This window comes from Algoriphagus sp. (genome assembly GCF_039969895.1).
GTDB lineage: Bacteria > Bacteroidota > Bacteroidia > Cytophagales > Cyclobacteriaceae > Algoriphagus.
The window spans coordinates 487,070-512,641 of record NZ_JBDVMZ010000021.1; the positions used below are offsets into that span (position 1 = coordinate 487,070).

Sequence of the window (25,572 nt, forward strand, 5' to 3'; positions counted from 1 at the left end):
GGTTTTTCTGGGTTTATAACGCTATTTTCAGCTGGTCTTTGAGTAACCTAAAGCTCTTTCTATGCCAGATACAGTCACCGAATTCTTCGATTCCCGAACGATGAGCTTCCGTGGGGTAGCCAGCATTTCGCTCCCAGGCGTAGTGAGGAAATTGAATCGACAATTTTTCCATGAACTGATCTCTATGAACTTTGGCTAGAATAGATGCTGCAGCGATACTCGCATATTTCCCATCGCCTTTAATCACGCAAGTATGAGGGATAGTCAGCTTGGACTTCCAGCGATTTCCATCAATCAATAAATGCTCAGGCTTGACTTTGAGACCTTCTACAGCTCGGGTCATGGCTAAGAAGGAGGCATTGAGTATGTTGATTTTGTCGATTTCGGCCACACTTGCTTCAGCGATTTGCCAAGCCAGAGCTCTATCCTTAATTTCTTCAATCAGATCTTCTCGTTGTTTTTTTCCTAACTTCTTAGAATCATTTATCCATGGATTAGCATAGCTGCCAGGCAAAATAACCGCTGCCGCTACCACTGGCCCAGCCAAACAACCCCGGCCTACCTCATCACATCCTGCTTCTAGCCGATTAGCTTCTAAAAAGGGTTTTAGAATCATGATCTTGGTCTTCTCTGATTTTATAGAATTTGTGGATCATCTCCGTGATCAGTCCAGTCCATCCAGTCTGATGTGAGGCGCCCAGGCCAGCGCCGCTGTCTCCATGAAAATATTCGTAAAAGAGAATGTAATCCTTGAAGTGTGGATCTTCCTGGTGTTTTTTATGACTAGCCACATAGACAGGCCGGTTTCCATCCTTGTCCTTCATGAAAATTCGCATGCATCGTAGCGAGAGCTCCTTAGCGATGATATCCATGGTCATGTATTTTCCCGAGCCAGTTGGATATTCTATAGAGAAATCTCCACCGTAGTAGAAGTCAAATTTCTTCAAGGACTCGATCAGGAGAAAATTGATGGGAAACCAAATCGGCCCTCGCCAGTTGGAATTTCCACCGAACATCACCGTGTCTGATTCGCCTGGGGTATATTTTACGGATAGAATTTCTCCGCCCAGGTTCATTGAATAGGGATTTTTCTCGTGGTATTTAGATAGTGACCTGATGCCGTAATCACTTAGGAATTCGTCAGAATCCAGCATTTTTTGCAAGACAGATTTCATCCTATGTCCTCTCAAAAGTGAGAAGAGCCTTCGTCTGTCGTAGCCAGGCTGTATCCAGCTGGAGACTAGTGCCGCTAGTTTTGGTTTTTCTTTAAGGAAAAAATCCAAGCGTTTTTTAAACTCATGTAGCTTCGAGAATAGATCTTCGCGAATAGGTTCTACTGCGAAAAGGGGGATCAAACCCACGATGGATCGTACTTTCATCTTGCGTGGATCTTTGCCTGGGATGTGGAAGACGTCGTAGAAGAAGTTGTCCTCATCGTCCCAAAGCGAGATATGCTCTTCTGAGATGTTATTCATCGCACCGGCTATGTAGAGAAAGTGCTCGAGGAATTTGGTGGCAGTGAATTGATAAACCGTATTGAACTCACATAAGTCCAGAGAAATTCTGAGCAAGTTCAGAGAGAACATAGCCATCCAGGAAGTGGCATCCGCTTGCTCCAGTTTGCCATGATATCTCTGTGCATGACTTCGGTCAAATACGGAGATATTATCCAGCCCCAGGAAGCCTCCCTCAAAGATGTTTTTGCCATCACTATCTTTTTGATTGACCCACCAGGTGAAATTGAGCATCAATTTATGCAAGGCTCGCTCTAAAAATTCCTGATCGCCTTTGCCATTATTGGCTTTCATGTCAATCTGATAGACACGTTGAATAGCCCAGGCCAAAACTGGAGGATTGACATCGGAGAAGTTCCATTCGTATGCGGGAATCTGCCCGTTGGGATGCATGTACCATTCATTCAGGAGAAGCAGCAACTGACATTTGGCAAATTCAGGGTCAAGTCTTGCCAATGGAATAGCGTGAAAAGCTAAGTCCCATGCCGCGTACCAAGGATATTCCCATTTGTCCGGCATAGAGATAATATCATAATTCTGCAGGTGCTTCCATTCGCTGTTTCTACCTTTCTTTCGCTCTTTTGGCGGAACATATCGCCCTACATCACCTTCCAGCCAACGTTCCACATCGTAATAATAGAACTGCTTGGACCACATCATTCCCGCATAGGCTTGACGCTGAATATTCACCAGATCCGGATCAAGAACGCGCGCTTGAAGTTCTGCATAGAATTCATCCGCTTCTTTTTTGCGCGTATCAAGGCAGCTGTCGCAGATTTCCAGAGGGTTATCTTCTATCTGATGTTGAAGTCTAAGTTTTACCTGTCGGCTTTCGCCTGCTGGAATAGTTATCTGATAGATCGCTGCGGCTTTGGTGCCTCTGTTAGCAGGATTAATATGTTTTGAGTCACCCTGAACAACAAAATCGTTGATGGCATCTTTGAGAAATTTCTTCTCGTTACCTATGTTATAGATCCGCTCCCGGTTGGTCTCGTTATCACAAAACTTCAGATCAGGATTGCCATCAAAAGTAATGGAGTAATTGCCTGATTTTGGGTTGAAAGCTTTGATGGAAGCATCACCAGTTTTAGTAAGCTTGGGCATAAATGGTTCGTGACCTGTGAGCCAGGTTTTTCTAAACCAAAGCGTGGGCATTACCCAAATTTTCGCTTCCTCAGGCCCTCGATTATGGATTGTTGCCACCGCAATGATGTCTTCCACATCTTGCTTAGCATACTCAATGAAGATGTCAAAGTATTTGTCTTCGTCAAAAATACCGGTGTCAATCAGTTCGTATTCTGGATCTAACTTGGTTCTCTTGTTATTCTCTTCCAAAAGGTGCTGATATGGAAACTCAGCTTGAGGATACTTGTAAAGCATCTTCATGTAGCTGTGCGTCGGGGTAGAATCTAAGTAATAGTAGATTTCCTTCACATCCTCTCCGTGGTTTCCCTGATTTCCAGTAAGCCCAAAGAGTCGCTCTTTGATAAATGGATCTTTGCCATTCCAAAATGCCCAGCTTAGGCAAAATTTCTGTTTTGAATCCGAAATCCCCCCAATTCCTTCCTCGCCCCAACGGTAGGCTTTGCTTCGGGCATCATCGTGGGTGACGTTTTCCCAAGCTGATCCATCCGGGCTATAATCCTCCCTTACGGTTCCCCATTGTCTTTCCGTGAGGTAAGGTCCCCATTTCTTCCAGTGCTTGGTGAAATTTTTATCCTCTTGTAATCTTATATTTTCAGCTGACATTAAAATCTTTCTTAGGGCAATTTTCGAATTATCAAACTCCATCTAGTAACCTTTCAAAGTTAAACTTCCAATTAAGAAATGGAGGCCTTTTTTTGGATATGCTAATGAATGATGCCTTTGGTTCAAGTGAAGAACAGTGGTTAAGTCTGGTTTGTTTGGGGTAAAAGACTTTCAAAAGCTCTCGCAAAACTATTGAATTGCTGATAGGAATCGAATTAAATGTTCACTCAAAATTAATAGATTAAATTTACCTCTACACTTGTAGATATAAAATAATGTTCTACATTTGTAGATGTAACTTGATTGTCATACTATGAAACTATCCAGAGCAGAAGAGGAATTGATGAACCATTTGTGGAGGCTGAAAAGGGCTTTTATGAAGGATCTGTTGGATGCATACAAGGAGCCAAAACCTGCTACTACCACGATCTCTACGTTACTCAAGCGGATGCAAGAAAAGGAATTTGTAGGCTATGAGGCGGCTGGAAAACTACGAGAATACTATCCGCTAGTCACTAAGGAAAGTTACTTTGCTAAGCATCTGAAAGGTTTGATCAAAAACTTCTTCAATGACTCGCCGGCACAGTTTGCTTCCTTTTTTACCAAAAAAGCCGAACTCTCCGAAGAGGAGCTTCTACACTTGAAAAGTATCATTGATGACCAGCTAAACTTGAAGAAATGATGATTTACTTACTTAAATCTACGCTCTGCCTACTTATCCTGCTGGGAGTTCACCGACTTCTTTTACAGTCAGAAGCGATGCATAGGTTCAATCGATTTTTCCTGTTGTTCTCGGTTGTAGCTTCATTTCTGATTCCTCTTTATACCATAGAGGTTCCTGCGGAAATAGTAGCCACTCCAGTCGAAATCAATGCTACGCCTGTTTATTCTGAAGCTGTACCATCAGAGAGTATTTCTGAACCTTTTTACTCTAAAGAGTCAAGTCAGAAATTCAATGAGGAGCAGGTAGTTGAATCAATGGCCAAAACCCCTTTCAATTGGGAATACCCTCTAATTGGGCTATATGGGCTGATTTCACTTATTTTCTTGTATCGATTTGTGAGAAATATCAAAGTGCTTGTCAATCAGATTCAGCGAAATGTGAAGGTTAGCTACAGAGATCAGACCCTTGTTTTGCTTAAGGAGGAATCTCTTCCTTATTCATTTTTAAAATACATTTTCGTATCAGAATCAGATCTGGAAACCGGGAAATTCACCGATGCTGTTTTTGAGCATGAGCGCACACATGTGGAGCAAAAACATAGCTGGGATATTTTATTTATCGAAGCTCTGATGATTCCCTTATGGTTTCATCCAGGATTGTATTGGGCGAAAGCAGCTATCAAACTCAACCATGAATTTATAGCAGATGCAGAGGCTTTGCGCAGCACTCCTCTGGAAAAATACGAAAGCCAACTACTAGCGATAATGCAGTCAGAGCAGAAATATGGCTTGGCAAGTACCCTGAATTTTTCATTAACCAAAAAACGATTTGAAATGATGAAGAGAAAATCAATGAGTGCAAATGGCTGGATCAAGTTATTGATCTTGGTTCCAATGCTGGGAGGTATGGTTTACTTTTTCGGTGAAAGAGTAGCTGCAAAACAAGAGCGTGTATCTACAGAGAGTGAAGTGTATGTAAACACCGCAAATCAAAAATATCTCGAGCCTATGGATTTTGATTTGACTTTCATGCTGAAACCAGACGGTTTGATTCACTATAAAAATGAGCAGTATGACTTGGACGCTGTAAAGGAGTTGATAAGCGAGACTAAAAAATCACAGGGTGATGTAAAGATTAATTTGGTCACTGAATCAGGACTTTCTATGGGGAATTTGAGTGATTTTCAGGCAGTCTTAAGAGATCTGGAGATTCGTAGGATTTACTATGCATCTAGCGCTACGGAGGAGTTTGAAGAATTAAGTAGTGAGCAATTCATACAAAATGGTCAAGAGGTATCTGTCAATCTACTGCAAGTTCAAAAACCCGGACTTACAGCAGCACAGGAGGAGGAGAAAGAAAAGTATTACAGAAATGCATCGATTTTCGTTGAGAATGAATCAAAGGAGTTGATTCAGAAATCATACAATGAACTTTCAGAGTCTGAAAAGTCAATGTTGTTGGGACCATTAAAACCCCCTGCGAAAAAGAAACCTAGCACTGCTGAATTTGAAGCTTGGAAGAACAAGGAGAATTACGCGCTTTGGCTGGATGCTAAGGTGATTCCAAATACTCAACTAGCGGATATGAATACTTCTGATATTGCTATGTTCTTTGATAGTTTCGTGCATGAGAATGCGCGTTCTGAGCGCTTTCCTCAGGAACATCAAGTCCATATGTATAGTCTTGAGGGGTATGAAAATGCCTACGGAGCTAAATCTGGCAATGGAGATCCGCTGACAAAAGATGATAAATTTTATCTCTATCCATCTGATAAGCGAACAAATCATGGCAAACCTTGGGTGAAAAAAGTTAATGATCCTGTGGCCGAACAGAAAAGTGAAACTTCATCCAAATGGCCTCCTGCTGTAAAAGCTGCGCAGATCCAAGATCAACTTCAAGCTTACAAAGATGCTAATGCAGCCTATGAAAAGCTTCGAGACCAAGCTCCACATTTCGTAACAAGAAGCAAAACCGAACAGCAGGAGCTGACAGATATGTTCTCTGAATTGGGAAGTATGTATTTCCAGATCCCATTTCATGACAAAGCAAAAGTTGAACGACCTATTCATCCTTTTGCGCCGTACATGAAGTTGGAGTCGAATGGAGAGGTTTATTATAAAATGAGAGAAGATCTGACTGCTGATGAGCTTAGCAAATTGCCTCCTCCACCTCCGCCAGCAAAACAAGTGGAAGCTTACAAGAAAGTCTATTACCAATACGAATTGAAGCGTAATAGTGGTAGAAATGACGCCTATCTATCCATGTCGGAGCGAAAAGCAATGTTCCAGCTGTACAATGAGTTGCAAGAGAAGTTTCTCAGCATGGCGGCTCCAGAGAGACGCCAGGTGAAAATGGTAAACTTTCCTTACTACCGGGTAGAGGAAAATGGAGAGGTCATTTTCAAAGCCATATCAGAACTCAGCCCAGAGCAGAGAGCTTTGAATAACTGTTAGGATTGCAACTAGTCTAACAAAAGTGACTGAGTCAGGATAAGATCTGGTTCAGTCATTTTTGTTTCAGGAAGGAGCTGTTCGAAGACAGCAGACCAAGTTTCAGTCCATTCTGATAGAGAATCAGTTGGTTTAAATCCTGACTGAATAAGTTTTTCCAACTTACCAAAATCAAAATTATTTGAGGCAATTCCTGCACCGGCATGAACAGTTTCCAGCGCATTGCAGGCTTGCTCGTATTGCCCTTTCACTGGAATGACCATCACCGGCTTGCCCAAATACATCGCTTCGCAAATAGACTCAAAGCCAGCCGTACTTACCAGCCCTTTGCATGCAGCCATATCTTGAAGGAAATGTTGGTCATGAACACGATGAAAACTCAGGTTTGGTAGCAAGAACTCCGTTTTTTTAGCGTCTTTTCCATCCCAATAGGCGCGGATTTGCAGGGTAGGATTTGCTTTTGCAAAAGAGATGACCTCGGATGAATAGCCTGGATTCACCAGGTAGGTTAGGTAAAAATAGCCTGGAGTGGTCTTGAGTTTTTTCACTTCCTCTCGGAGCAAAGGTGGAACAACTGTAATGTCCCGTGTCGAAGGTAAGTAGCTAAACGAGAGCGCCAGTTTTTGAGTGGCTCCAATGGCAGTCAGCCTCGTGTTGAGTTTAAATAGGAATTTATTCAACCCTTTTGACGGGGCAAATCTGAACGTGGGATGATCAATCAAGTATTGATGCCCAATTACCCAGAAATCAGCCTTTGGTCTAAAAAGCGCATTATAAAATCCGCCCAATAAATCGTAAAAATTCAGGATGATGTCTGGCTTTTCCGCTTGAACCAGCGTGTTGATTTGCTGTAGGCTTCGCCAAAATATGCCTGATTTGGCTAGGTTGGTTCTGATGGTTTTTCCAATCAAAATCTTTTTTTGAGTAGAATCACAAGCGAAATTTGGACTTTCTACCAGATAAATAGGTGCGGGGATTTCTCGGCAAAAAAACTCAGGAATCTCTCTGCGCTTTGATTTGCCTACGATTACTCCGACCAGCTCATGCCCTTGTTTTTTTAGCATTTTAGCAAAAGCAATGGCTTGTGTCATGTGTCCTCTCCCTTCACCCTGAACAATAAATAGAAATCTCATAAGCTTATACTGTTTTGCTGTAGGTACATATCCAATTCAGACTTTCCTTTTGGAGAATGACCCCCGGCAGATTTTTACTTGTGCTAGGGATGTTTTTCTTCCGGTAGGATCTCATTGGATGGAGGAAATGGCAGGAGTATCATGGTCATCATTGGGTTTGACGAATGAAACCTCTCTCAGAGGTACTACATTCGATTCCGACTTGCCGATAAAAAATCGATGTAGGCTATCGTCCATGGTTTCTTTGAAGTTGATTTCATTGAAGAAGATCAACTGCCAGTTGCCGTCCTGATCCTCCGCTAGAGCACTCATGGTCTCTACCCAATCTCCAGAATTCATGTAGTGGATTCCGTCGATGCTTCTATTTTCTGGTTTGTGGATGTGTCCGCAGATGATCCCATCGCAGCCCTTTGCTTTGGCCATCTTAGCCAACTCTTCCTCGTATTGATCGATGTATGAGACAGCTGATTTGACCTTACCTTTTACGTACTGAGAAAGTGAGAAATAGGGTAGGCCCCGCTTTATGCGGTAGTGATTAACTACACTATTCAGCCAGAGAAGAAAAGTGTAACCAACATCTCCCAGATAGGCGATCCAACGAAGATTAGTGGTGATACTGTCAAACACATCTCCATGCGTAATGAAGTATTTTTTGCCATGACTTTCATAGATCATATCTTTTTGAATCGAGAGATTCCCTAGCTGGAAGGGAAGGATTTGATCTAGAAAATCGTCATGATTGCCTCGGAGATAGTACACCTTCGTGTGGTGGGTTTCTATCATTTTCAGGATTCGGTTGAAAAATCGTGTGTGTTTTCGCTTCCATGCTCCTGATTTCTTAAGTTGCCAGCCGTCGATGATGTCACCGTTTAGGATGAGATTTTCACAACTGTACTGCTTGAGAAACCGTGCAATTTCTTTGGCTTTGGAGCCCTTGGTGCCCAAGTGTACATCGGATATGACGATAGTTTTGAAGTGGGTTTTCACGGTTCTGCTTTTGGTAGAAAGGTAAAAAGCCCACTTAAACTCAGTGTCAGCTAATCATTAAAAAACTAGTAAGAATTCCAGTGGTTAGTTGCCTGATGTAACCTGAGGGTTAAGAAGATGTGAAAATCCTGGTGGGTAGGTAGAATCGACTGAATTTAAGAGAAATAATTTATCAGATGTACAAATTTAACTTTTCTTCAGCACTTAGTTTTTTATACCTGAATATGGCTACTACTGAGATGAGAAGCAGCGAAGCAACAGCAAAATAAACCCAAGTTGGTACAGGTACGGGATCGCCTTTGGCATAGGAATGCAATCCACTGAGGTAGTAATTCACTCCGAAAGAGGTCATGATAATTGAGCTGAAAGCCCAGAGGGAGGCGAGGTTATAGACGATGGAATTTTTGGTGGCAGGCACCAATCGTAAATGCAACACAATCACATACACCAAAACGGAAATTAAGGCCCAGGTTTCCTTTGGATCCCAAGCCCAGTATCGGCCCCAGCTTTCATTTGCCCAAACTCCACCGAGGAAGGTTCCTATGGTAAGTAGGAAAAGTCCGATGGTAACTGCCAACTCGTTCACCACAATCAATTCTTTCATAGAAAGCCACCAACGCGGATTCGGAGTGGTGGGCTTGAAGATGATCAAGAAAAGGCTAAGCAAAGCGATGATCGCTGCCAAAGCCAATGGTGCATAACTGCTCACAATGATGGCCACGTGGATTTTCAACCAATAGGAGTGAAGCACCGGCATAAGGTTCGTAATCTCAGGATTCAGCCAATCCAAGAACCCTACAAATAATAAAGTTCCGGCGAAGAGTAGGGAAAGCGGAATGGTAAATCTGGATTTTTGTGAAAATATCAATCCAACTAATAAAATGCACCAAGCCACAAACACCAGCATCTCAAAACCATCCGACCAAGGTGGGTGCTTTGCGATATACCAGCGTAAACTCAAATGAAAGGTGAACAGTATCAAACCAACCCAGGTGAGCATAGTGCCGAATTTCCAGTAAACTTCCAGTGCATTTCCAGATTTGAACAATCTTATAATACCGATCACAAGCATGAGAAATCCCAAAACCCAGAAGTATCCGAATAGACGATTTCCTAAATTAAGTTGCGTATAGAGCAGTTCTGCCTCAATTTCATTCTCAGAAGGATAAACTTCCGCTCCTGCAGTTTGCTGAAATAGCGCAATATACTCTAATGCTTCATCTGCTTCTTCCCAATTGCCGGTCTTGATTCCTTCAGCGAGATTGGACAAGTAGAGATTTCCGATGTTCTGTACGAAAACTGCGTCCTCTTCGTCAAAGCCCATGGCGAACTGTTGGCTTGTGTACCAGGTATTATTATCGTCTATTTTGTTTGGGTAGAGTTTGAGGAAATCTCCTATCAAAATACCGTAGAAAATATTGAAACGCTCATCTGTTTTGAGCAGCTCCTTATGTCCTTCATTTCGCTCGGAGGGCTTGAGTAGGGTTGCTTTTTCCACCAAATCACCTAACAGATAAGTGCCTTCCTCATTTACAAAGTCCACAAAACGCAGCCTATCTGTAGGTTCTTTTCCCAGAGCCTGAAAAACTTCCTGGGATTTTTTCTGATCAATCTTGATCAGGGGAAGTTCACTAAAGCCGGCCGGGTCAAGCTGCACCGCCAGCAGAAATTGCTCAGGAGTCATTGTAACACTAGCTTCCCCCATCGGAATTTTAATTGTACTTCCGCCACTCAGCTTGCGCATTATCTCATTGGCCAAGGTATTAAGTGGCTTCATCCTGCCGTCTAAATCTTGGACGATCAGTCGCCCATATTCCATGGCTTTTTCTTCGGGAACTAGATACCTGGCAATAGAATCAGATGCCAGACTTTCGTTTGCCAGCAACAGTAAAAGAAAAATTCCAGCAGTTTTGGAGAGTTTAGCAAGTTTCTTTTGAAGTATGCTGAACCTGCTACCTGGTGCAAAAAGTGTCAAAAACATTCCTATCGTAAGTAGTGTGTAGCCAAAATAGGTGAGGTAGGTTCCTGGTCTATCTTGGTTGATTGACAAGACAGTTCCCGCTTCGTCAGAGTCATAAGAAGATTGGTAAAAGCGATAGCCTTTATGATCTAGGACGTTATTCATGTAGATTCTAACGGGCCATTCCTTACCTTCATCCTGCACCATGACTTCACTGGCATAGCTAGATGGGCTCTGAGATCCTGGGTATCGGTCGAGCTCAAATGCATTGAGATAGAGGGAAAAAGGAAGCTGTTCTTTTTTTGGGCCATAGGTGAGCTGGTAGGTTTTACCTTGGTAGCTGAAGGTTTTCCATTCAGGTTTGAAGCTGACTTTGGGGAAATACCCTTCAGAGAGCAAATTGCCTTCTGGGTCAGCAATGGAAACTTTAAGCGCATCTACGTAATTTTCAGCTACATTCTCATCCAGTTCAGGAGTATAGATAAGCTTTACATTATCTTGTATTGACTTGATGACCATGGCACCGTTTTCCCATTGGTAGAGAGTTCTGAGCTTCAGTTTCTCTGTACTTCCTTCGTGGACTATGCCCATCTGCTGCGTACTCATCTCCATGAGTTGCAGGTGAACTTTCGTAGAAATCATCCAAGCCGTATCCGTATGCCAGATTTTGATATCCTGCTCCTCTGGGTGGTCAATCCCTACGAGCAACTCACCTACGTCTATCAGCTGACCCGGACGAACAATCATGTCGTTACGCTCACCATTGGTCAGTAGGGATACTTCAAGAATTGTTTCCTCTCCCGGAGCATACCCAATTCTAGCAGAAGGGATGTATTGTTCGTAGTTGACTTGAAAATCATGTCCATCCAGAGATACAGTGGACGATTGTGGAGTAAATGTTTTGGAGACAAACTCAGCTTTTTCAAGCTTAATCTCACCTTCTTGGGAGGCTAGCTGAAGGTAGTTTCCCACCGAATAATAGGTATTTTCTGCTGATCCCACGCGGATATGAATGATGCCTTCTTTGCTGAAAAGACGGGTGACTCCAGCACCTAGGATGATCACTATGAAAGCTGCATGAAAGAGACCAAGCGGTAATTTCCCCTTGCTGAACAGCCTGTACTGTTTGATGTGGGCAATGAAGTTGACACAAAGCCAAATCATCACCACCTCAAACCACCAAGCTTCATATACTAAAGTTCTGGCCGTGGCTGTGCCGTGATCATTTTCTATAAAGGTAGCTGCCCCCATTGATCCTGCCAGAATAAGAAGCAAGACCAGTGTGACACGGGTAGAAAGTAGGTGTTTCATTGGGAAATACTATGTGCTCAGATAGGATAGCTGAGCACTTGCTGAGGTTGGATTGAAAGGGTAGAATAAGTTCAACTCGTTTTATTTGGAGCTGCTTACCGCTTTTGAACCCATTTTTGATTCTCTTGCTTTGCCGTCTTTTAGCCATTGAGGTACTACTTGCTGTAGGAAATCTGCTTTGGCAGCTCTTTCCGCAGGGATATCTAGCCCAATGTAGGTTTGCACGGCATCTTTGCTCGTAAAGTCAGGCATGGGCACTGGCTCATTGAAGCCAAGACTTGCTAGCAATCTAGTCAGTTCTATTCGAGCTTCTTGGATGATCGCCATGCCTGAAGAAATGATACGGCTGGTTTCTAAAGGAGCATGAAATGCCGCCCCATGTGAAGCTACAGAGTAATCCCATCTCCATTGCGCATGACGGATTCCTGTTTGGATAGTCTTCATCTGAGCTTCTGTAGCACCAAGTTCCCAAGCTTTTTTCGCTTCTATGTGTGCCATGGCAATTTGTGTCTGTAGTTTGCTAGACCCTTCTTTGATCTTAGCCTGTCGCTCATATACATCAGAGACTAGCGCATCTACTTTCTCCCGATGACATACAAAGCAGGAATTTTCTACATTAGAAAGAGGAGAGCCTATTTGGTGATTAGTGAATTTCTGACCGCCTTCTGACTGATAAGGCATGTGACAATCTGCACAACTCACCCCACGCTTGGCGTGTACTCCCTGAGAGTAAATTTCATAATCTGGATGCTGAGCCTTCAGCATGGGTGTTTTACTTAGCGGATTTACCCAGTCTGCAAATTGTATGTTGTCGTAGTACTTTTCTACATTATCCACGTCCATGCCGTCTTTCCATGGGAAGGTCAAGTAATTTGCTCCTTCAGCATCTGGCTTTTTCTTATCAAAATAATACTCGACGTGACACTGAGCGCAAACTAGCGAGCGCATCTCTTGATGCGAGGCTTCGTCGATGTTTTTGCCCATGGCTTCAAATGCCTCTATCAACGCAGGCCTTGTGATAGTGAGTTTCATGGTTTCAGGATTGTGGCAATCTGCACATCCGATAGGGTTAATGATCTCCGAGCCAAAGTCTGAAAATTTACTGCTGTAGAATTCAGTCACTCCGATTTCACTCATCAATCTTGGCACATCGGGGCTTTTACAAGTCCAGCAGGTACTTGGCATCACTCCGTCTCCCGGCTGCATAGGAGCTCCAGTACGAAGTGTCTGATGGATATCATCGATTGCATACGCGTGACCTCGAGGAGAATTATAATCCTTACTGAACGCATACCCAGCCCAGAGAATGACGAACTCAGGATTTGACTCCAGCATATCGTTCGTACCCCCCGTATTGATCATGCTCACGAAGGTGGTGTCTTTGGTTTTCATATAGGATTGATACTGCCGAGGATAATTTTCTCCCCATACCGAGTCTCGAGGCTCTATTCCTTCCAGCTGTACTTTTGGCTGATAAGCGAATTTCGCCTCGTTTCTACGATCAAAAATATTTAGTGCCAATAGCGCAAGCAGGAATACTACCACTGCTGTTCCCAAGAAAAGTATCCAGTTTTTCATATGTTTATAATTTGATCTTTAATGGCCATATGGAATCTCGCATGGTTATAATCATCCCGGTGTGTGACGTTATTCGCCATGACTGTCTGCCCCAGGCAGGCTCGATTTCATGTGTTTATAATTTAATTTTATAGTTCAGATGATCTGTCCCGATTTTTCTTCGGGAGAATCTTGCCTGGTCAGTAGTCATTTCTCTCTGTGAAGTTTGAATCAAACTCGGTTTCATAGTTACTTAGTTTGAGGTTTTGGAATTATCCATTGATTCTTTGAGCCAAGAAGGGACTATGGATAGATCTTTTGGGCTATACTCTTTGATAGGCTCGATCTGAGCTCCTATTGCAGACAGACTCCGAACTCTTCCATGAGGTACTTCTCTGTGACAATCCCAGCAAGTTCTCCCCGTTCGATTTTCGAGGTGATCTGCTACAAAGGCTTCTGTTTTTGCATCTGTCACTTGATCCTGATGACAGCGAATGCAGTTGTTTTGAATCACATTTGCGGAGGCCTGCTTGGCGACTATCACCTCAGGCTCCATTCTGGCGGTAAATACCGAGGCGTGGTAGAGCCCATCTTTTGCTTTGAAGAAATACTTATTCACCACATTGTCATGGGGGACATGGCATGAGTTGCAATCCGTGACTTCTCGGTGAGAACTATGCGTCCAAGTGATGTATTGAGGCGTCATGATGTGGCAATTCACGCAGGCTTGTGGATCATCAGAGAGGTAGGACGTGGCGTTACTGATTTTTAATATGAAAAAGCCTAGCCCTACAATCATGGCTACTAAAACAATCGCAGCCTTCCTCCAATTGTGCGGAGGCACCAGGCTGGATCTGAACAGGAATCGCTTGAAAGAATTTGGAAGTGCCATTTCAGGAGATTTTTCTGTTTAAAAATATGAAATTATAAGGTAAGCTCTGATACCATTCCAGCCTAAAATAGCGTGTTAATGACTAATGTCATGTTTTTGACGGTAGATGTGGAAGCAAAAATGAAAATCCCATTCTTCACGCAATTGTACTGAATATCGACTAGCAAGTCCATACGGTAAATTACATTAATGGTGAGTGGAGTTTTTCTACTTTGATTTAGTTTCGTTTTCCCAAATAGACGAACTACTATGAAGCAAACATTACTCGCATTTGCCTTCCTTCTGACTTGGACTACCGGCTTTTCCCAAGAGCAGGTGTACGAAGGAAATTATGAAATGGCAGCCCGGTTTTCTCCGGAGAAAATGAAAAGAATGGTTTTTTCCACATCGGTTTCACCGCATTGGTTGAAAAAATCAGATCGTTTTTGGTACGAATACGAAACCAGCGAAGGCCGCAATTGGTACCTAGTCGATCCAGTTAAAAAGACCAAAAGCCAGCTTTTCGACAAGGACAAACTAGCCATGGAAATCACCAGAATAACCAAAGATCCTGTAGATGGGCAACACCTGAAATTAGAGTCGTTGAAATTTCTTGAGGACGAAAACACCATCCGATTCAAAGTCAAAGGTACTGAGGAAGTATTGAAAAAGGACTGGGCAGAGATTAAAGCCAAAGACAAAAGCAAGAAGGATTCTATGGAGAAAAAAACCTTTGTCTTCCATTATACTATCAGCAATCAGCAGCTAACAGAGATCACCGATGCGCCTAAAGATCCCGAGAGAGCTTCCTGGGCGAATATTGCCCCAGATTCATCCAAAATCGTTTTTGCGAAGCATAACAACCTGTATTGGATGGACAAAGAGAACTTCTTGAAAGCGGTAAAAGACGAGAAAGATAGTACTGTGGTAGAACACCAGCTTACCGAGGATGGAGTGGAGGATTTTGCCTATGGATCTAGTGGAAGAGGAGAGGATAATGAAGAAATGGAGAAAAATAAGGACAAGAGGAAGCGTGCTGGAGTGCTTTGGAATGAAGCTTCTTCAGAATTTGTGATTTCCAGAACAGACCAAAGAAAAGTAAAGGACCTGTGGGTGCTTCATAACACCCGCGATCCACGTCCGACTTTGGAGACGTACAAATATGCGATGCCGGGAGATAAGGAGCAGCCGATTGAGTACGTGTATCACTATTCCTTTGACAGCAAAGAAATGAAAAACCTGCCGATTGCTACCTTCAAAGATCAGTCGGTGAATCTCTATTCGGCTCCAGCTCCGGCCAATGCGCGCGATGATGATTTTAGGGCTTCTACTTGGCTAGGTGATGCAGATGAATTCTATTTTGGGATTACCTCCAGAGACCTCAAGCGAGTGGATATCGCAAGATGGAACTTGACTACTGGTACCAAAGAAGTGGTGATCGAAGAGCGAAGCAATACTTACATAGATTTTCCTCGCCCAGAGTTAGTCAATGGTGGAGATGAGCTGATTTTCTGGTCTGAGCGTGACGGCTGGGGACATTTCTACTTATATGGCAAAGACGGAACGCTGAAAAGACAGTTGACTTCTGGTGCTTTTCACACAGATCGAGTAGAGCGCGTGGATGAAAAGGGGAGACGTTTATTCTTTGTGGCGAATGGACGCGAAAAAGGGGAAGATCCTTATTATGAGCATTTGTATTCCGTGAGTTTAGACGGAGGAGCGATTACCCTGTTGAACAAAGGTGATTTCAATCATTCTTCTGTTATGAATGATGCAGGAAGCTTTTTTGTGAATACTTATTCCAGAGTAAATACGGTACCTGTATCCACCTTGCACGATAGAACTGGTGCGAAAATCATGGATTTGGAAACGGCAGATTTGAGCAATCTTTTTGCCGCAGGCTATCAATTCCCAGAGCCTTTCACTTTTAAAGCAGACGACGGAATCACAGATTTGTATGGGGTGATGTACAAGCCGTTTGACTTTGACTCTACGAGAAAATATCCACTGATCCAATATGTCTATCCTGGCCCTCAAACAGAGGCGGTGGACAAGGCTTTTTCTGCCAGAATGGATCGTACAGATCGTCTGGCTCAGTTTGGCTTTGTAGTAGTGACGCTTGGAAATAGAGGTGGTCATCCTGGCCGCTCCAAGTGGTATCACAACTACGGTTACGGAGATTTGAGAGATTATGGACTGGCGGATAAAAAGGCTGCAATCGAGCAATTAGCGGATCGTCATGAGTTCATCGATGCCTCTAAAGTTGGGATTCATGGGCATTCTGGTGGAGGATTTATGTCCACGGCAGCAATGCTGGTTTATCCTGATATCTTCAAAGTGGCTGTTTCATCTGCCGGAAATCACGAAAACAACATTTACAATCGCTGGTGGTCTGAGAAGCATCACGGCGTGAAGGAGCAGATAAATGCCAAAGGTGACACGACGTTTATCTATCAGATCGAGAAGAATCCTGATTTGGCGAAAAACTTAAAGGGGCACCTGATGCTTTCTCATGGAGATGTGGATAATAATGTGCATCCGGCCAACTCAATTCGTATGGCGAATATGCTGATGAAAGCTGGTAAGCGATTCGATTTTGTCTTACTTCCTGGGCAGCGTCACGGCTATGGGGATATGACGGAGTATTTCTTCTGGAGAATGGGAGATTATTTCGTTCAACATTTGCTGGGTGACAATACCCCTCCGCCGGTGGATATGGTCGAGATGCTGCGAGATAAGCCGCTGACGAAATAAGTTAGAGATTTGAGAAAAGAGATTTGAGAAAAGAGATTAGAGATTTGAGAAATAGAGATTAGAGATTAGAGAAATAGAGATTAGAGATTTCATCTAAAAGTCAAAGCCCGATTCTGTGAGGAATTGGGCTTTTTTAGATTATTGGCATCGAAGTCGATAATCAAGAGGTAATCTTACCGCCTAAGCCAAAACAAATTCTTGCGATTATTACTGTAGATGATATCTCGAAGGGTATTTCTTTCAAACATTTTTCGCAATTCTACCTTCACTTTCACAAATTGATTGTGCAGTGGACACGGGAATTTATCATCACATTGGGCTAGACCTAGGCCACAGCCAAAAAATATTTTATCCCCATCTAGAATAGTAATTATCTCAATGAGTTTTATTTCACTCATTCGTTCCTCCTCTATCATAAAGCCTCCGTTAGGGCCTTTGATGCCGGTTACGATGTTGTTTTTTGTGAGGACTTGAAGAATCTTTGCCGTAAAAGCTTCTGGAGAATCAATCGCCTGGGCAATAGCTTTTAAGCCTACCCGTTCACTGGCAGAGGATCTCTCTGCTATGAAAATTGTTGCCCTGAGCCCGTACTCACATGATTTAGAAAACATTTGACCTATTCTAGTATAATTCCAAATGTAAGATATTTTGAAATACGGACAATTCTGTCCGCTATTAAATTTAATATTTTGAAAATTAATCTAGTCATAGTGGACTAGTTAAACCTTTAAGTTGGGTTGGTCTTTCCAAAAGTGCTTAGCTTTAGCCCTAGTACCCTGAGTACAAAAGATCATTGATCATTTCAGCCAAACTAGCAAAAGATGGAAAATACGAATTCACTTTTTTGGGAACGATTTCATAAGGCTCCAATCGTAGGGATTATTAGAGGGCAAGGTATGGAGACTGTTCTCAACATCGCGCAAGCTTATGAAGCCGCAGGTTTTACCTCCCTAGAAGTCACGATGAATACAGCAGGGGCAGGATTAATTATTTCAAAATTGAGAGATAAGTTTCCTTCTCTAACTATTGGAGCTGGTACAGTTTGTAGTTTGACTGAGTTGAGGGATGCTATAGATGCTGGTTCCCAATTTATCGTCACACCCATCATCACAGAAGCGGTGATTGAGCATGCGGTGGATGCTCATATCCCGATTTTTCCAGGAGCTTTTACGCCAACTGAGATCTATAAAGCCTGGTCATTGGGAGCTTCTGCTGTAAAGGTTTTCCCCGCTACCAAGCTTGGGGTTGAGTTTATCAAAGATGTGTTGGGACCCCTGGATCAGGTCAAACTACTTCCTACTGGTGGAGTGTCAAAGGCTAATATATATTCATTCTTTGAAGCGGGAGCTTTCGGAGTAGGAATGGGTAGTTCGCTGATTGATAAAAACCTGGTTAAGGCAGGTGACTTCGAAGGATTGAAAAAACATTTTGAAAATGTGAAGGCAGAGATAGCGGAGTTTTGTAAGGAATGAGTGTTGGAAATACAATTAAATATGTGGAGTTCTGATTGTCCCTTCTCAAGTTGGAAGAAGTCAAACGCAATGTAGCGGTCTCAAGAAAGGAACTCAAGATGGCAGATTATCCCTAAAATGCTCTTTGCGCCAACTTCGCGTCCTTAGCGGTTAAAAAAAACACACAAAAAAAGTGGCCTTCGAGAAAAGCCACTTCAAACTATCTGCAAACCTATTTTTAACTAACTATTAACAACTTCATTTTCTAATTCTACCAAAGCAACTGCACCATGTATGGCAGTTTCGTCCATTTCTGAGAGCAAAATCTCAAACCGCTCGATCACCGTTGGGTATTTAAAGGTTGACACTGATTTTAGTAGAGATTTTTTGAATAGGGGATAGGTCTTCCTGATAGATCCTCCCAAGATTACAGCCTCTGGAGCTAAGGCGTACAAGATATGCTTGATAAGTTCTCCGAGGTGATGCCCAAACTCGTCGAAGGCTTTGACGGCTGTGGGATCTCCCTTTAGCGCAAGTTTGGCCAAGGACTTCGGTTTACTATGGTAATATTTTTCAAAAAACTTACCGCTACAATAATGCTCGAAGTCATGATCCAAATACGTAGCTCCGCACCATTCACCCGCAGCGGAGTTTACTCCGCTATATAAGTGACCGTTAATAACTATGCCTCCTCCGATTCCAGTGCCTAAGGTAAGTCCTACCATATGGTTGAATTTCTTACCCACGCCAAACTTATGTACCCCTGAAGCAAAACAATTCGCATCATTATTGATAAACACAGGTTTTCCAAATCGCTCGGTGAGAAACTTCTTTAGCTCTACATGCTGAAAAGCAGGGATATTCGAAAGTCCTAGGACTATACCTTCACGCATATCTACCAAACCTGGAATTCCTACACCGATTCCCATGAGGTCATAAGCTAGGTAGGATTCGATGAATTCGGCGATGGTTTCGAGGATAAAGGCCTTACTTTCTTGCGCAGGGGTAGCTATGGATCGTATATCTTCCAGATGTCCATTGATTAGCACACCACCTTTGATTCCGGTGCCTCCTATGTCTAGTCCCAAAATGGCTTTTTCCATTGGCTACAAATAATAAGGTTAATAGGTTATTTCAAAAGCCGAGACTGCTCGTGTTTTAATCAGTCTCGGCTTATTTAATCATTGTTAGAGCATTCCCTCGATTGACTTTTCAAGCTCCCTCGCCGTAGCAAGGAATTCTTTTACACTCATGTCGCGGAAGAAAATCAGGCCATGACTGGATCGTACTTTGGCACGGTCATGTTGGTAAAAGTAATTCTTACCCAGCAGAAGTTGAATAGCACTTAGCTGATCCACCCAGATTCTTTTGGCTACGGTACTGAATTTACCATTGTGAGAATAGCTTGGGAAGGATGCATTCACTTGACTCATGTAGCAGTTGGCAAAAGAATCTTCCATTACTGACATGTCCCCAAGTGAAACAGGAACGATTACGTTCACTTCATGCGGCTCAAATTTGAACCATACGTTTCTATACCCAATGATTCTCAGTTCACTGATATCAGCTTCTTCTCCCCACTTTTTCACCGCCGCTGCGGTAGCCTGAAGGACTTTATAGTGCGTGTCAGGGCCGGATCCTTCCGGATCTAAGGTCAAGCTAATCTTTGTTGGCTTTACATTTCTGAACATTTCCACGATTGGCTCTACATCACGGTCTTTGTCAGGCTGCTCGGTGAAAATATCGCCAGTATAGAAGCCAAGTCTTAGGTGGTGAACATTTTTCACCTGTACTCCGAAGTGCGCCCAAACCAATTCTTCCTCAAACTCACGAATCATGCCCTTAAGCTTCTGCACTTTCGATGAGTTTTTCTCTCCATCATAGCTATTTTTTAAGATGCTGATGACATCGTTGATCGTTTCTCTGAGTTGGGTTTTGTTTTTGATTTCATAGACGATCACCAACGCCCGAACTACCCGGTGACACAATCCTCTTAAACGTTCGTCTGCATTTTCTGAAGCTACATTTGTCAAGTAGTGATAGACGTCTTTGTCAGTTTTCAGGCTGTAGCCTACTTCGAAGAAATCTTCGAAGTGAACCATCTGAATCTTACCATTGTCCAGCAACTTCTTCGTCTGCTGTAAGGTCTCGATGACAAATGTGTTGGTCACAGCCGTAAAACCAGAAGTTAAGACTGAGAAGTGCGCTTCATTGGTAGGCTCGTGAAGCTGATTCGTGATATGAGGCAAAATACCCAATGAAATATCATCGTGATGCGGACCAGTGTGGAGAAGCACTTCGTTTCGCTCTTGTTCCAGTCCTTTGCTCAGCTTATTTTCTATGCTATTCATGACCTGCTTCACCGTATCTTCGGATAGATCAGGAATTAATTTCGTGTATTTGTCAGCTTTGAGATCTGACAATTTTATTCGGTGCCCGTACTTGCCGAGTTTCTTGCAGAGATCTATGACCGCTCTCTCTGTCTTCTCCCAAGTCCATTCGCCTTTTTCGTAGTAAGCATCCACCGAATCTGTCAATCTCACACCAGCGCCTTTGGTAAGGTAGAATCGGCCATTCTTCAGTTTTTGAAGTATAGTTCCTGGGAAAACATTGTTGAGTGGCGTCTCTAGTGAATCCTTTACGATGCCTGCTTTTGCTTCACCTGCCGCGATGATAATAGCTACCGCTTCAGGATTGTAAACAATCGTATCCAGGCCGATCGTGATTACCAAGCGATTAGAAGACACTTCAATGCCGCCCAGATCTCCGGCCGCTACCGCCTGAGTTTCAAAGTTGGTTTCTGTCAATCGAGTGACAGAAAACAAATGCGAACCTCTGGTATTAAATGCGATGTGTCCATCCGGGCCGATTCCGCCCAGGAAAAAGCCAATTCCTCCTGCGTCTCTTATTTTTTGCTCGTATTCTCCACACCACTGGTCTATCATGTAGATAGATTCCTGCTGAAGTTTCTCCAGATCATTTTGAGGATCACGGAATCTCAGTGATAGATCTACTTTCAGGTCTGGGAATACTTTACTGAAATGTAGTCCGTTTGCAAGTGGGATCTCGTCAGAATTGATCAGGATAGCTTTTTCCTTAGAAAGGCCAAAACCTTGGATATAAAATTTATTTACGTAGTCGAAAAAGCTATTATTCTGCTTGGCAGAAATCGGGTAAAATTCGTCAATTTGGACAAATGTCAAGTCCTTCAAAACTGGCTTCTTGGTGTTTCCTAAGCCATATTTTTCTCGAACATCCTTGCCTTTTTTGTTGTCCCAGTTTTCAAGTAGGAACTGAGTCCATTTAATGAAAAATTCTGGGGTCTTGCCAGTTGGCAAACTAATAACACCTTCAGGATTGGCGGATGCCCATTCCAAAAATCGGCAAGCGGTGAGCAAGCCTAGTTTTGGAAAATTGTCAACTTGAAGGTAAGGAATGAGAGTGCTGATCTTTTCTACGCCGGATTCCTTGAGAAAACTTTTTTCGACTTCTGAAAGCGGATACTTACTTAGCATACTGATTAGACAGGTTTGTTTTGATAGACTAGGTTAGATAAGCTATTTCAACTAGTAAGTAATCAATGCGTTAGGTCTGATTTTTTGCAGTTGGACAAGGTTGGTTTCTACGCCGATTCCTTACACCTACACATTTTTTTACTAGTATAATTTATGTAAACAAATCTAAAAAATGTTTTTTAATAAAACGAACTTTTATAAAATTTTTGTGAAAGTTTCTATAGTATCAACTTTTACCTGATGAAATGTAGTTTTCATATTAGGGACGGCTAAGTTTATTCATCAGATTATTTTTCTTGACTGCAACCTATTCGAACCTATGCTTCGACCTTAACGACCCCCACGAAGATTAATGAATCTGGAGTACTACAAATTTTTTCCTAACTTTCACCCATGCTAATTATAGTCACAGGAGTCTCAGGAACAGGTAAAACAACTATTGGAACTGGAATAGCTGAGGCCTTGGGTCTTCCATTTTTTGATGCTGATAATTTTCACCCCAAAGAAAATATCGCAAAAATGAGCCAAGGGTTCCCTTTGGATGACAACGATAGAATGCCTTGGTTATTGACTTTGGCCAATTTGCTGCAGGAGTCCGAAAAAACAGGAGGAGCGGTTTTGGCTTGTTCGGCTTTGAAAGAAAGTTACAGAGAGTTGCTGAAAGTGCAGGATGACGTGAGGTGGATTCATCTCAAGGGAGAGCGGGATCTGATCTGGCGTAGAATGCTAGCGCGCAAAAATCACTACATGAAGGCCGGTATGCTGGATTCACAATTTGCCACCTGGGAGGAACCTAGCTACGGTTTGAAGCTCAATATTTGTCAAACTCCACATGAAATGCTTGCAGAAGCACTGAGATATTTGAGAGTTTCAGTCAGGCAAAGTCACTAGGAGATTGGGGGAATTTTGCTTTGCTAGCGTGGGATGGCTTTTGATTAACTCATTTTTAAAAGCGAAATTGAAATCCGCACCTCCTACTTAACCTGATCATGAAACTATTGACGACTATTTTTCTGCTTTTCCTATTCTCTATAAATAGTGGTTTTGCTCAAAGTTATTTGCTTTCCAATGTGAACATCGTTTCTCTGGAAGATGACCAAATCCTAAGAAACCAATCAATTGTAATAGATAAGGGTAAAATCCTGAAGATTATCCCAGCTTCCGAACTTATAGAGTTTGCAGGATATCAGGTGATTGACGGCAAGGGAAACTACGTGTACCCTGGGTTGGCAGAGTTCCATTCTCATCTGCCTGTGGCTCAGAATGGAACTATGCAACTGCAGGAGGAAGCGATGTGGCTTTATTTAGCGAATGGCGTCCTGCGTGTGCGAGGGATGATCGGGCATCCATCTCATTTGATTTTGAAGGAAAAGGTAGAATCCGGTGAAATGGCTGGTCCACGTTTATTTTTGTCTGGCCCGTCATTTAGTGGAGGCTCAGTCTCATCGGCGGATCAAGCGGCACAGCTAGTCAGAGAGGAAAAAGCAGCAGGTTATGATCATTTGAAATTGCACCCTGGACTGTCCATGGAGGAATTTATGGCGATCTCAAAAACTGCCAAAGAACTTGATATTCCTTTTGGCGGCCATGTTTCCTTAGATGTTGGCCTGGAGGTAAGTTTGGAAAATGGATACAAATCTATAGAGCATATCGATGGCTACCTGGAAGCCATGGTGCCGGATTATTCCAAGGTATTGGAACCTAGTATCGCGGGGCCGTTTTCTATGCTTCTGGTAGAGGAGGCTGATCAAGCCAAACTGCCACGATTAATAGAGATGACTTTAGAGAACGAGGTTTGGATTGCACCTACGTTGACCTTATACGATCGATTCTTTGGTTCAAAGCCCGCAGAGGAATACCGGAATATTCCCGAAATGAAATACATGTCAGCAGCTCAGGTGGAAAGCTGGATCAATGCCAAAACTCCCTATGAAGAAAGAGGGATACTGACCATAGAAAATGTTCAGCCTCACATGGAATTCAGAAATCAACTATTTCTATCACTTCATCGAGCAGGAGTGCCTATGCTTATGGCTTCAGACTCTCCGCAGGTATTTAATGTCCCTGGTTTTTCCATACATAATGAAATAAAATTGATGTCTGAAGCCGGGATGTCGAATTATGAGATTTTGAAATCCGGATCAGTCAATCCTGCGGCTTATTTTGAACAAGAAGACGATTGGGGGATGATCAAAGCAGGATTGTCCGCTGATTTTGTGATGGTCGAAAAAAATCCCTTGGAAGATCTGAATACGCTGAAATATCCAATTTTGGTCGTCATGAAGGGAAAGATGTATGATAGAGCCGAGCTCCAAAGACAGCTAGATAAAATCGAAGCAAATCATAAAAGATGATTTGGAGATTTGAGAACTAGAGATTTTTGAATTTTCAATCTATCTAATGCTAAGTAAAGCGCTTTGACTTTAGTCTTTATTTTCCAATCTTGACTATTCCAATTTTTCAATCATAGCTCATGAACTTAAAATTAAACCTAGCGACACTGATACTCCTTTTTTCAGGGGCAGTCTGTTTATCTCAAACCAAAATGACAGTGATACAAGAATCTACCTTAGGAATCAGAGTGGAAAATGTGGGTACCTGGAATGGTAAAAACGTGTATAAATACAGCCTTGACAACGGGAATATGCAGGTGGAATTGACTAATTATGGAGGCATTATTTCTAGAATAATTGCTCCAGACAGAGAAGGAAAGCTTGAAAATGTGGTGTTGGCTTTAGAGACTATTCCCGATTATTTCACCAAAAATGGTCCATATCTCGGCGCAGCAGTAGGAAGATATGCAAATAGGATAGGCAAAGCTTCTTTTACAATAGATGATAAGACTTACAACATCACCAAAAACAATGGTGAGAATACCCTGCATGGAGGAGCCAAAGGCTTCGGTGTCAAAGTTTGGGATGCTGAAACTTACTATGAAGAGGGTGGATTAGGAGTGAAAATGACTTATAAAAGCGTGGATGGGGAGGAGGGATTTCCTGGTAATTTAATGACTACGCATTGGATCGTTTTGACAAATGACAATGAGCTCAAGCTTAGGTTCGAATCTACCACGGATAAGAAGACTGTCGTCAATCTGACCAATCATTCCTATTTTAATCTTAATGGAATCACGGGCGATGTACGCGATCACGAGTTACAGATTTTTGCAAATGCGATTACTCCTACAGGTCCTGAACAAATTCCTACAGGGGAATTAAAAGAGGTGGCTGGAACTCCTTTCGATTTTCAAACGCCAAAAAATCTAGGAGCTCAGTTGGATGCCTTGGGAGAAGGATTCGATCATAACTATGTCACAAAAAGAACCAATTCTGATGAACTCAAGAAAATAGCTGTTGTCAAGCATCCTGATAGTGGACGTGTGATGGAGGTTTTTTCGACTGCTCCTGGCGTTCAGCTTTATACTGCTAATCATGTAAGGAACTTCGCCGGAGCAGATGGCAAGATCTACCAACCGCATTGGGCGCTTTGCCTAGAGCCAGAAGCCTGGCCAGATAGTCCAAATAAGCCAAACTTTCCATCTACCACGCTAGCTCCCGGCGAGAAGTACCTGCACGAGATCGTGTATAAGTTTACGGTGGAAAACTTCAAAAACTAAATTTAGTTTCACTAACTATTGTATTTGATTGGTTTTCAAT

Annotated in this window: 17 protein-coding genes; 7 read left to right on the plus strand and 10 right to left on the minus strand. The window is 42.7% G+C overall.

Annotation, left to right across the window (positions count from 1 at the left end):
• Positions 1 to 13: 13 nt before the first annotated feature.
• Entirely contained in the window at positions 14 to 613 is a 600-nt protein-coding gene (locus tag ABJH64_RS16785) for a ribonuclease HII (protein ID WP_348275634.1), read from the minus strand.
• A complete protein-coding gene (locus ABJH64_RS16790) occupies positions 588 to 3,263 on the minus strand; it encodes a glucosidase (protein ID WP_348275632.1) in 2,676 nt (891 codons plus the stop codon). Before ABJH64_RS16790 ends, ABJH64_RS16785 begins: the two co-directional genes overlap by 26 nt.
• A 313-nt stretch (positions 3,264 to 3,576) precedes the next feature.
• Here ABJH64_RS16790 and ABJH64_RS16795 point away from each other — a divergent pair, with 313 nt between their 5' ends.
• Both ABJH64_RS16795 and ABJH64_RS16800 read left to right on the plus strand, forming a co-directional pair.
• A complete protein-coding gene (locus ABJH64_RS16795) occupies positions 3,577 to 3,945 on the plus strand; it encodes a BlaI/MecI/CopY family transcriptional regulator (RefSeq protein WP_348275631.1) in 369 nt (122 codons plus the stop codon).
• Positions 3,942 to 6,380, plus strand: coding sequence for a M56 family metallopeptidase (locus ABJH64_RS16800; protein ID WP_348275630.1), 2,439 nt, complete (start codon positions 3,942 to 3,944; stop codon positions 6,378 to 6,380). Before ABJH64_RS16795 ends, ABJH64_RS16800 begins: the two co-directional genes overlap by 4 nt.
• Before the next feature lie 8 nt (positions 6,381 to 6,388).
• Here ABJH64_RS16800 and ABJH64_RS16805 read toward each other — a convergent pair whose 3' ends face one another.
• From ABJH64_RS16805 to nrfH, 5 genes are all read right to left on the minus strand, one after another.
• Complete coding sequence (locus ABJH64_RS16805) at positions 6,389 to 7,510, minus strand: glycosyltransferase family protein (RefSeq protein ID WP_348275629.1); 1,122 nt, start codon at positions 7,508 to 7,510, stop codon at positions 6,389 to 6,391.
• Between the two features lie 111 nt (positions 7,511 to 7,621).
• Complete coding sequence (locus ABJH64_RS16810; protein ID WP_348275628.1) at positions 7,622 to 8,497, minus strand: UDP-2,3-diacylglucosamine diphosphatase; 876 nt, start codon at positions 8,495 to 8,497, stop codon at positions 7,622 to 7,624.
• Positions 8,498 to 8,669: 172 nt separating this feature from the next.
• Positions 8,670 to 11,768, minus strand: coding sequence for a cytochrome c biogenesis protein CcsA (gene ccsA / locus ABJH64_RS16815; RefSeq protein ID WP_348275627.1), 3,099 nt, complete (start codon positions 11,766 to 11,768; stop codon positions 8,670 to 8,672).
• A gap of 81 nt (positions 11,769 to 11,849) precedes the next feature.
• Entirely contained in the window at positions 11,850 to 13,346 is a 1,497-nt protein-coding gene (gene nrfA, locus ABJH64_RS16820) for an ammonia-forming cytochrome c nitrite reductase (protein ID WP_348275626.1), read from the minus strand.
• 232 nt (positions 13,347 to 13,578) lie between these two features.
• Positions 13,579 to 14,217 carry a cytochrome c nitrite reductase small subunit gene (gene nrfH / locus ABJH64_RS16825; protein WP_348275625.1) on the minus strand — a complete coding sequence of 213 codons (639 nt, stop codon included), beginning with the start codon at positions 14,215 to 14,217 and terminating at the stop codon, positions 13,579 to 13,581.
• A gap of 249 nt (positions 14,218 to 14,466) precedes the next feature.
• Here nrfH and ABJH64_RS16830 point away from each other — a divergent pair, with 249 nt between their 5' ends.
• Positions 14,467 to 16,950, plus strand: coding sequence for a DPP IV N-terminal domain-containing protein (locus ABJH64_RS16830; RefSeq protein ID WP_348275624.1), 2,484 nt, complete (start codon positions 14,467 to 14,469; stop codon positions 16,948 to 16,950).
• A gap of 173 nt (positions 16,951 to 17,123) precedes the next feature.
• Here the strand turns inward: ABJH64_RS16830 and ABJH64_RS16835 are convergent, their stop codons facing one another.
• On the minus strand, positions 17,124 to 17,561 hold the full coding sequence (locus ABJH64_RS16835) for an Rrf2 family transcriptional regulator (protein ID WP_348275623.1): 438 nt from the start codon (positions 17,559 to 17,561) through the stop codon (positions 17,124 to 17,126).
• 210 nt (positions 17,562 to 17,771) lie between these two features.
• Between ABJH64_RS16835 and ABJH64_RS16840 the strand changes: the two genes are divergently transcribed.
• The gene (locus ABJH64_RS16840; RefSeq protein ID WP_348275622.1) at positions 17,772 to 18,422 is read left to right on the plus strand and encodes a bifunctional 4-hydroxy-2-oxoglutarate aldolase/2-dehydro-3-deoxy-phosphogluconate aldolase; all 651 of its coding nucleotides are present in this window, start codon (positions 17,772 to 17,774) and stop codon (positions 18,420 to 18,422) included.
• A gap of 221 nt (positions 18,423 to 18,643) precedes the next feature.
• On the opposite strand, the gene ABJH64_RS16845 is transcribed toward ABJH64_RS16840, so the two are convergent.
• On the minus strand, positions 18,644 to 19,504 hold the full coding sequence (locus ABJH64_RS16845) for an ROK family protein (RefSeq protein ID WP_348275621.1): 861 nt from the start codon (positions 19,502 to 19,504) through the stop codon (positions 18,644 to 18,646).
• Between the two features lie 84 nt (positions 19,505 to 19,588).
• Positions 19,589 to 21,916: a glucosamine-6-phosphate isomerase gene (locus ABJH64_RS16850; RefSeq protein WP_348275620.1), complete on the minus strand. Its 2,328-nt coding sequence runs from the start codon at positions 21,914 to 21,916 to the stop codon at positions 19,589 to 19,591.
• Between the two features lie 393 nt (positions 21,917 to 22,309).
• Between ABJH64_RS16850 and ABJH64_RS16855 the strand changes: the two genes are divergently transcribed.
• From ABJH64_RS16855 to ABJH64_RS16865, 3 genes are all read left to right on the plus strand, one after another.
• Positions 22,310 to 22,807 carry a gluconokinase, GntK/IdnK-type gene (locus tag ABJH64_RS16855; protein WP_348275619.1) on the plus strand — a complete coding sequence of 166 codons (498 nt, stop codon included), beginning with the start codon at positions 22,310 to 22,312 and terminating at the stop codon, positions 22,805 to 22,807.
• Between the two features lie 98 nt (positions 22,808 to 22,905).
• Entirely contained in the window at positions 22,906 to 24,270 is a 1,365-nt protein-coding gene (locus ABJH64_RS16860) for an amidohydrolase family protein (RefSeq protein ID WP_348275618.1), read from the plus strand.
• Positions 24,271 to 24,461: 191 nt separating this feature from the next.
• A complete protein-coding gene (locus tag ABJH64_RS16865) occupies positions 24,462 to 25,532 on the plus strand; it encodes an aldose epimerase family protein (RefSeq protein WP_348275617.1) in 1,071 nt (356 codons plus the stop codon).
• Positions 25,533 to 25,572: the final 40 nt, after the last annotated feature.

Bases quoted from the DNA above. Each gene is read 5' to 3' on its own strand.
- ABJH64_RS16835 (WP_348275623.1), bottom strand. From the start codon at position 17,561: ATGTTTTCTAAATCATGTGAGTACGGGCTCAGGGCAACAATTTTCATA.
- ABJH64_RS16845 (WP_348275621.1), bottom strand. From the start codon at position 19,504: ATGGAAAAAGCCATTTTGGGACTAGACATAGGAGGCACCGGAATCAAA.
- nrfA (WP_348275626.1), bottom strand. From the start codon at position 13,346: ATGAAAAACTGGATACTTTTCTTGGGAACAGCAGTGGTAGTATTCCTG.
- nrfH (WP_348275625.1), bottom strand. From the start codon at position 14,217: ATGGCACTTCCAAATTCTTTCAAGCGATTCCTGTTCAGATCCAGCCTG.
- ABJH64_RS16850 (WP_348275620.1), bottom strand. From the start codon at position 21,916: ATGCTAAGTAAGTATCCGCTTTCAGAAGTCGAAAAAAGTTTTCTCAAG.
- ABJH64_RS16805 (WP_348275629.1), bottom strand. From the start codon at position 7,510: ATGAGATTTCTATTTATTGTTCAGGGTGAAGGGAGAGGACACATGACA.
- ABJH64_RS16865 (WP_348275617.1), top strand. From the start codon at position 24,462: ATGACAGTGATACAAGAATCTACCTTAGGAATCAGAGTGGAAAATGTG.
- ABJH64_RS16800 (WP_348275630.1), top strand. From the start codon at position 3,942: ATGATGATTTACTTACTTAAATCTACGCTCTGCCTACTTATCCTGCTG.
- ABJH64_RS16860 (WP_348275618.1), top strand. From the start codon at position 22,906: ATGAAACTATTGACGACTATTTTTCTGCTTTTCCTATTCTCTATAAAT.
- ccsA (WP_348275627.1), bottom strand. From the start codon at position 11,768: ATGAAACACCTACTTTCTACCCGTGTCACACTGGTCTTGCTTCTTATT.
- ABJH64_RS16790 (WP_348275632.1), bottom strand. From the start codon at position 3,263: ATGTCAGCTGAAAATATAAGATTACAAGAGGATAAAAATTTCACCAAG.
- ABJH64_RS16795 (WP_348275631.1), top strand. From the start codon at position 3,577: ATGAAACTATCCAGAGCAGAAGAGGAATTGATGAACCATTTGTGGAGG.
- ABJH64_RS16840 (WP_348275622.1), top strand. From the start codon at position 17,772: ATGGAAAATACGAATTCACTTTTTTGGGAACGATTTCATAAGGCTCCA.
- ABJH64_RS16855 (WP_348275619.1), top strand. From the start codon at position 22,310: ATGCTAATTATAGTCACAGGAGTCTCAGGAACAGGTAAAACAACTATT.
- ABJH64_RS16830 (WP_348275624.1), top strand. From the start codon at position 14,467: ATGAAGCAAACATTACTCGCATTTGCCTTCCTTCTGACTTGGACTACC.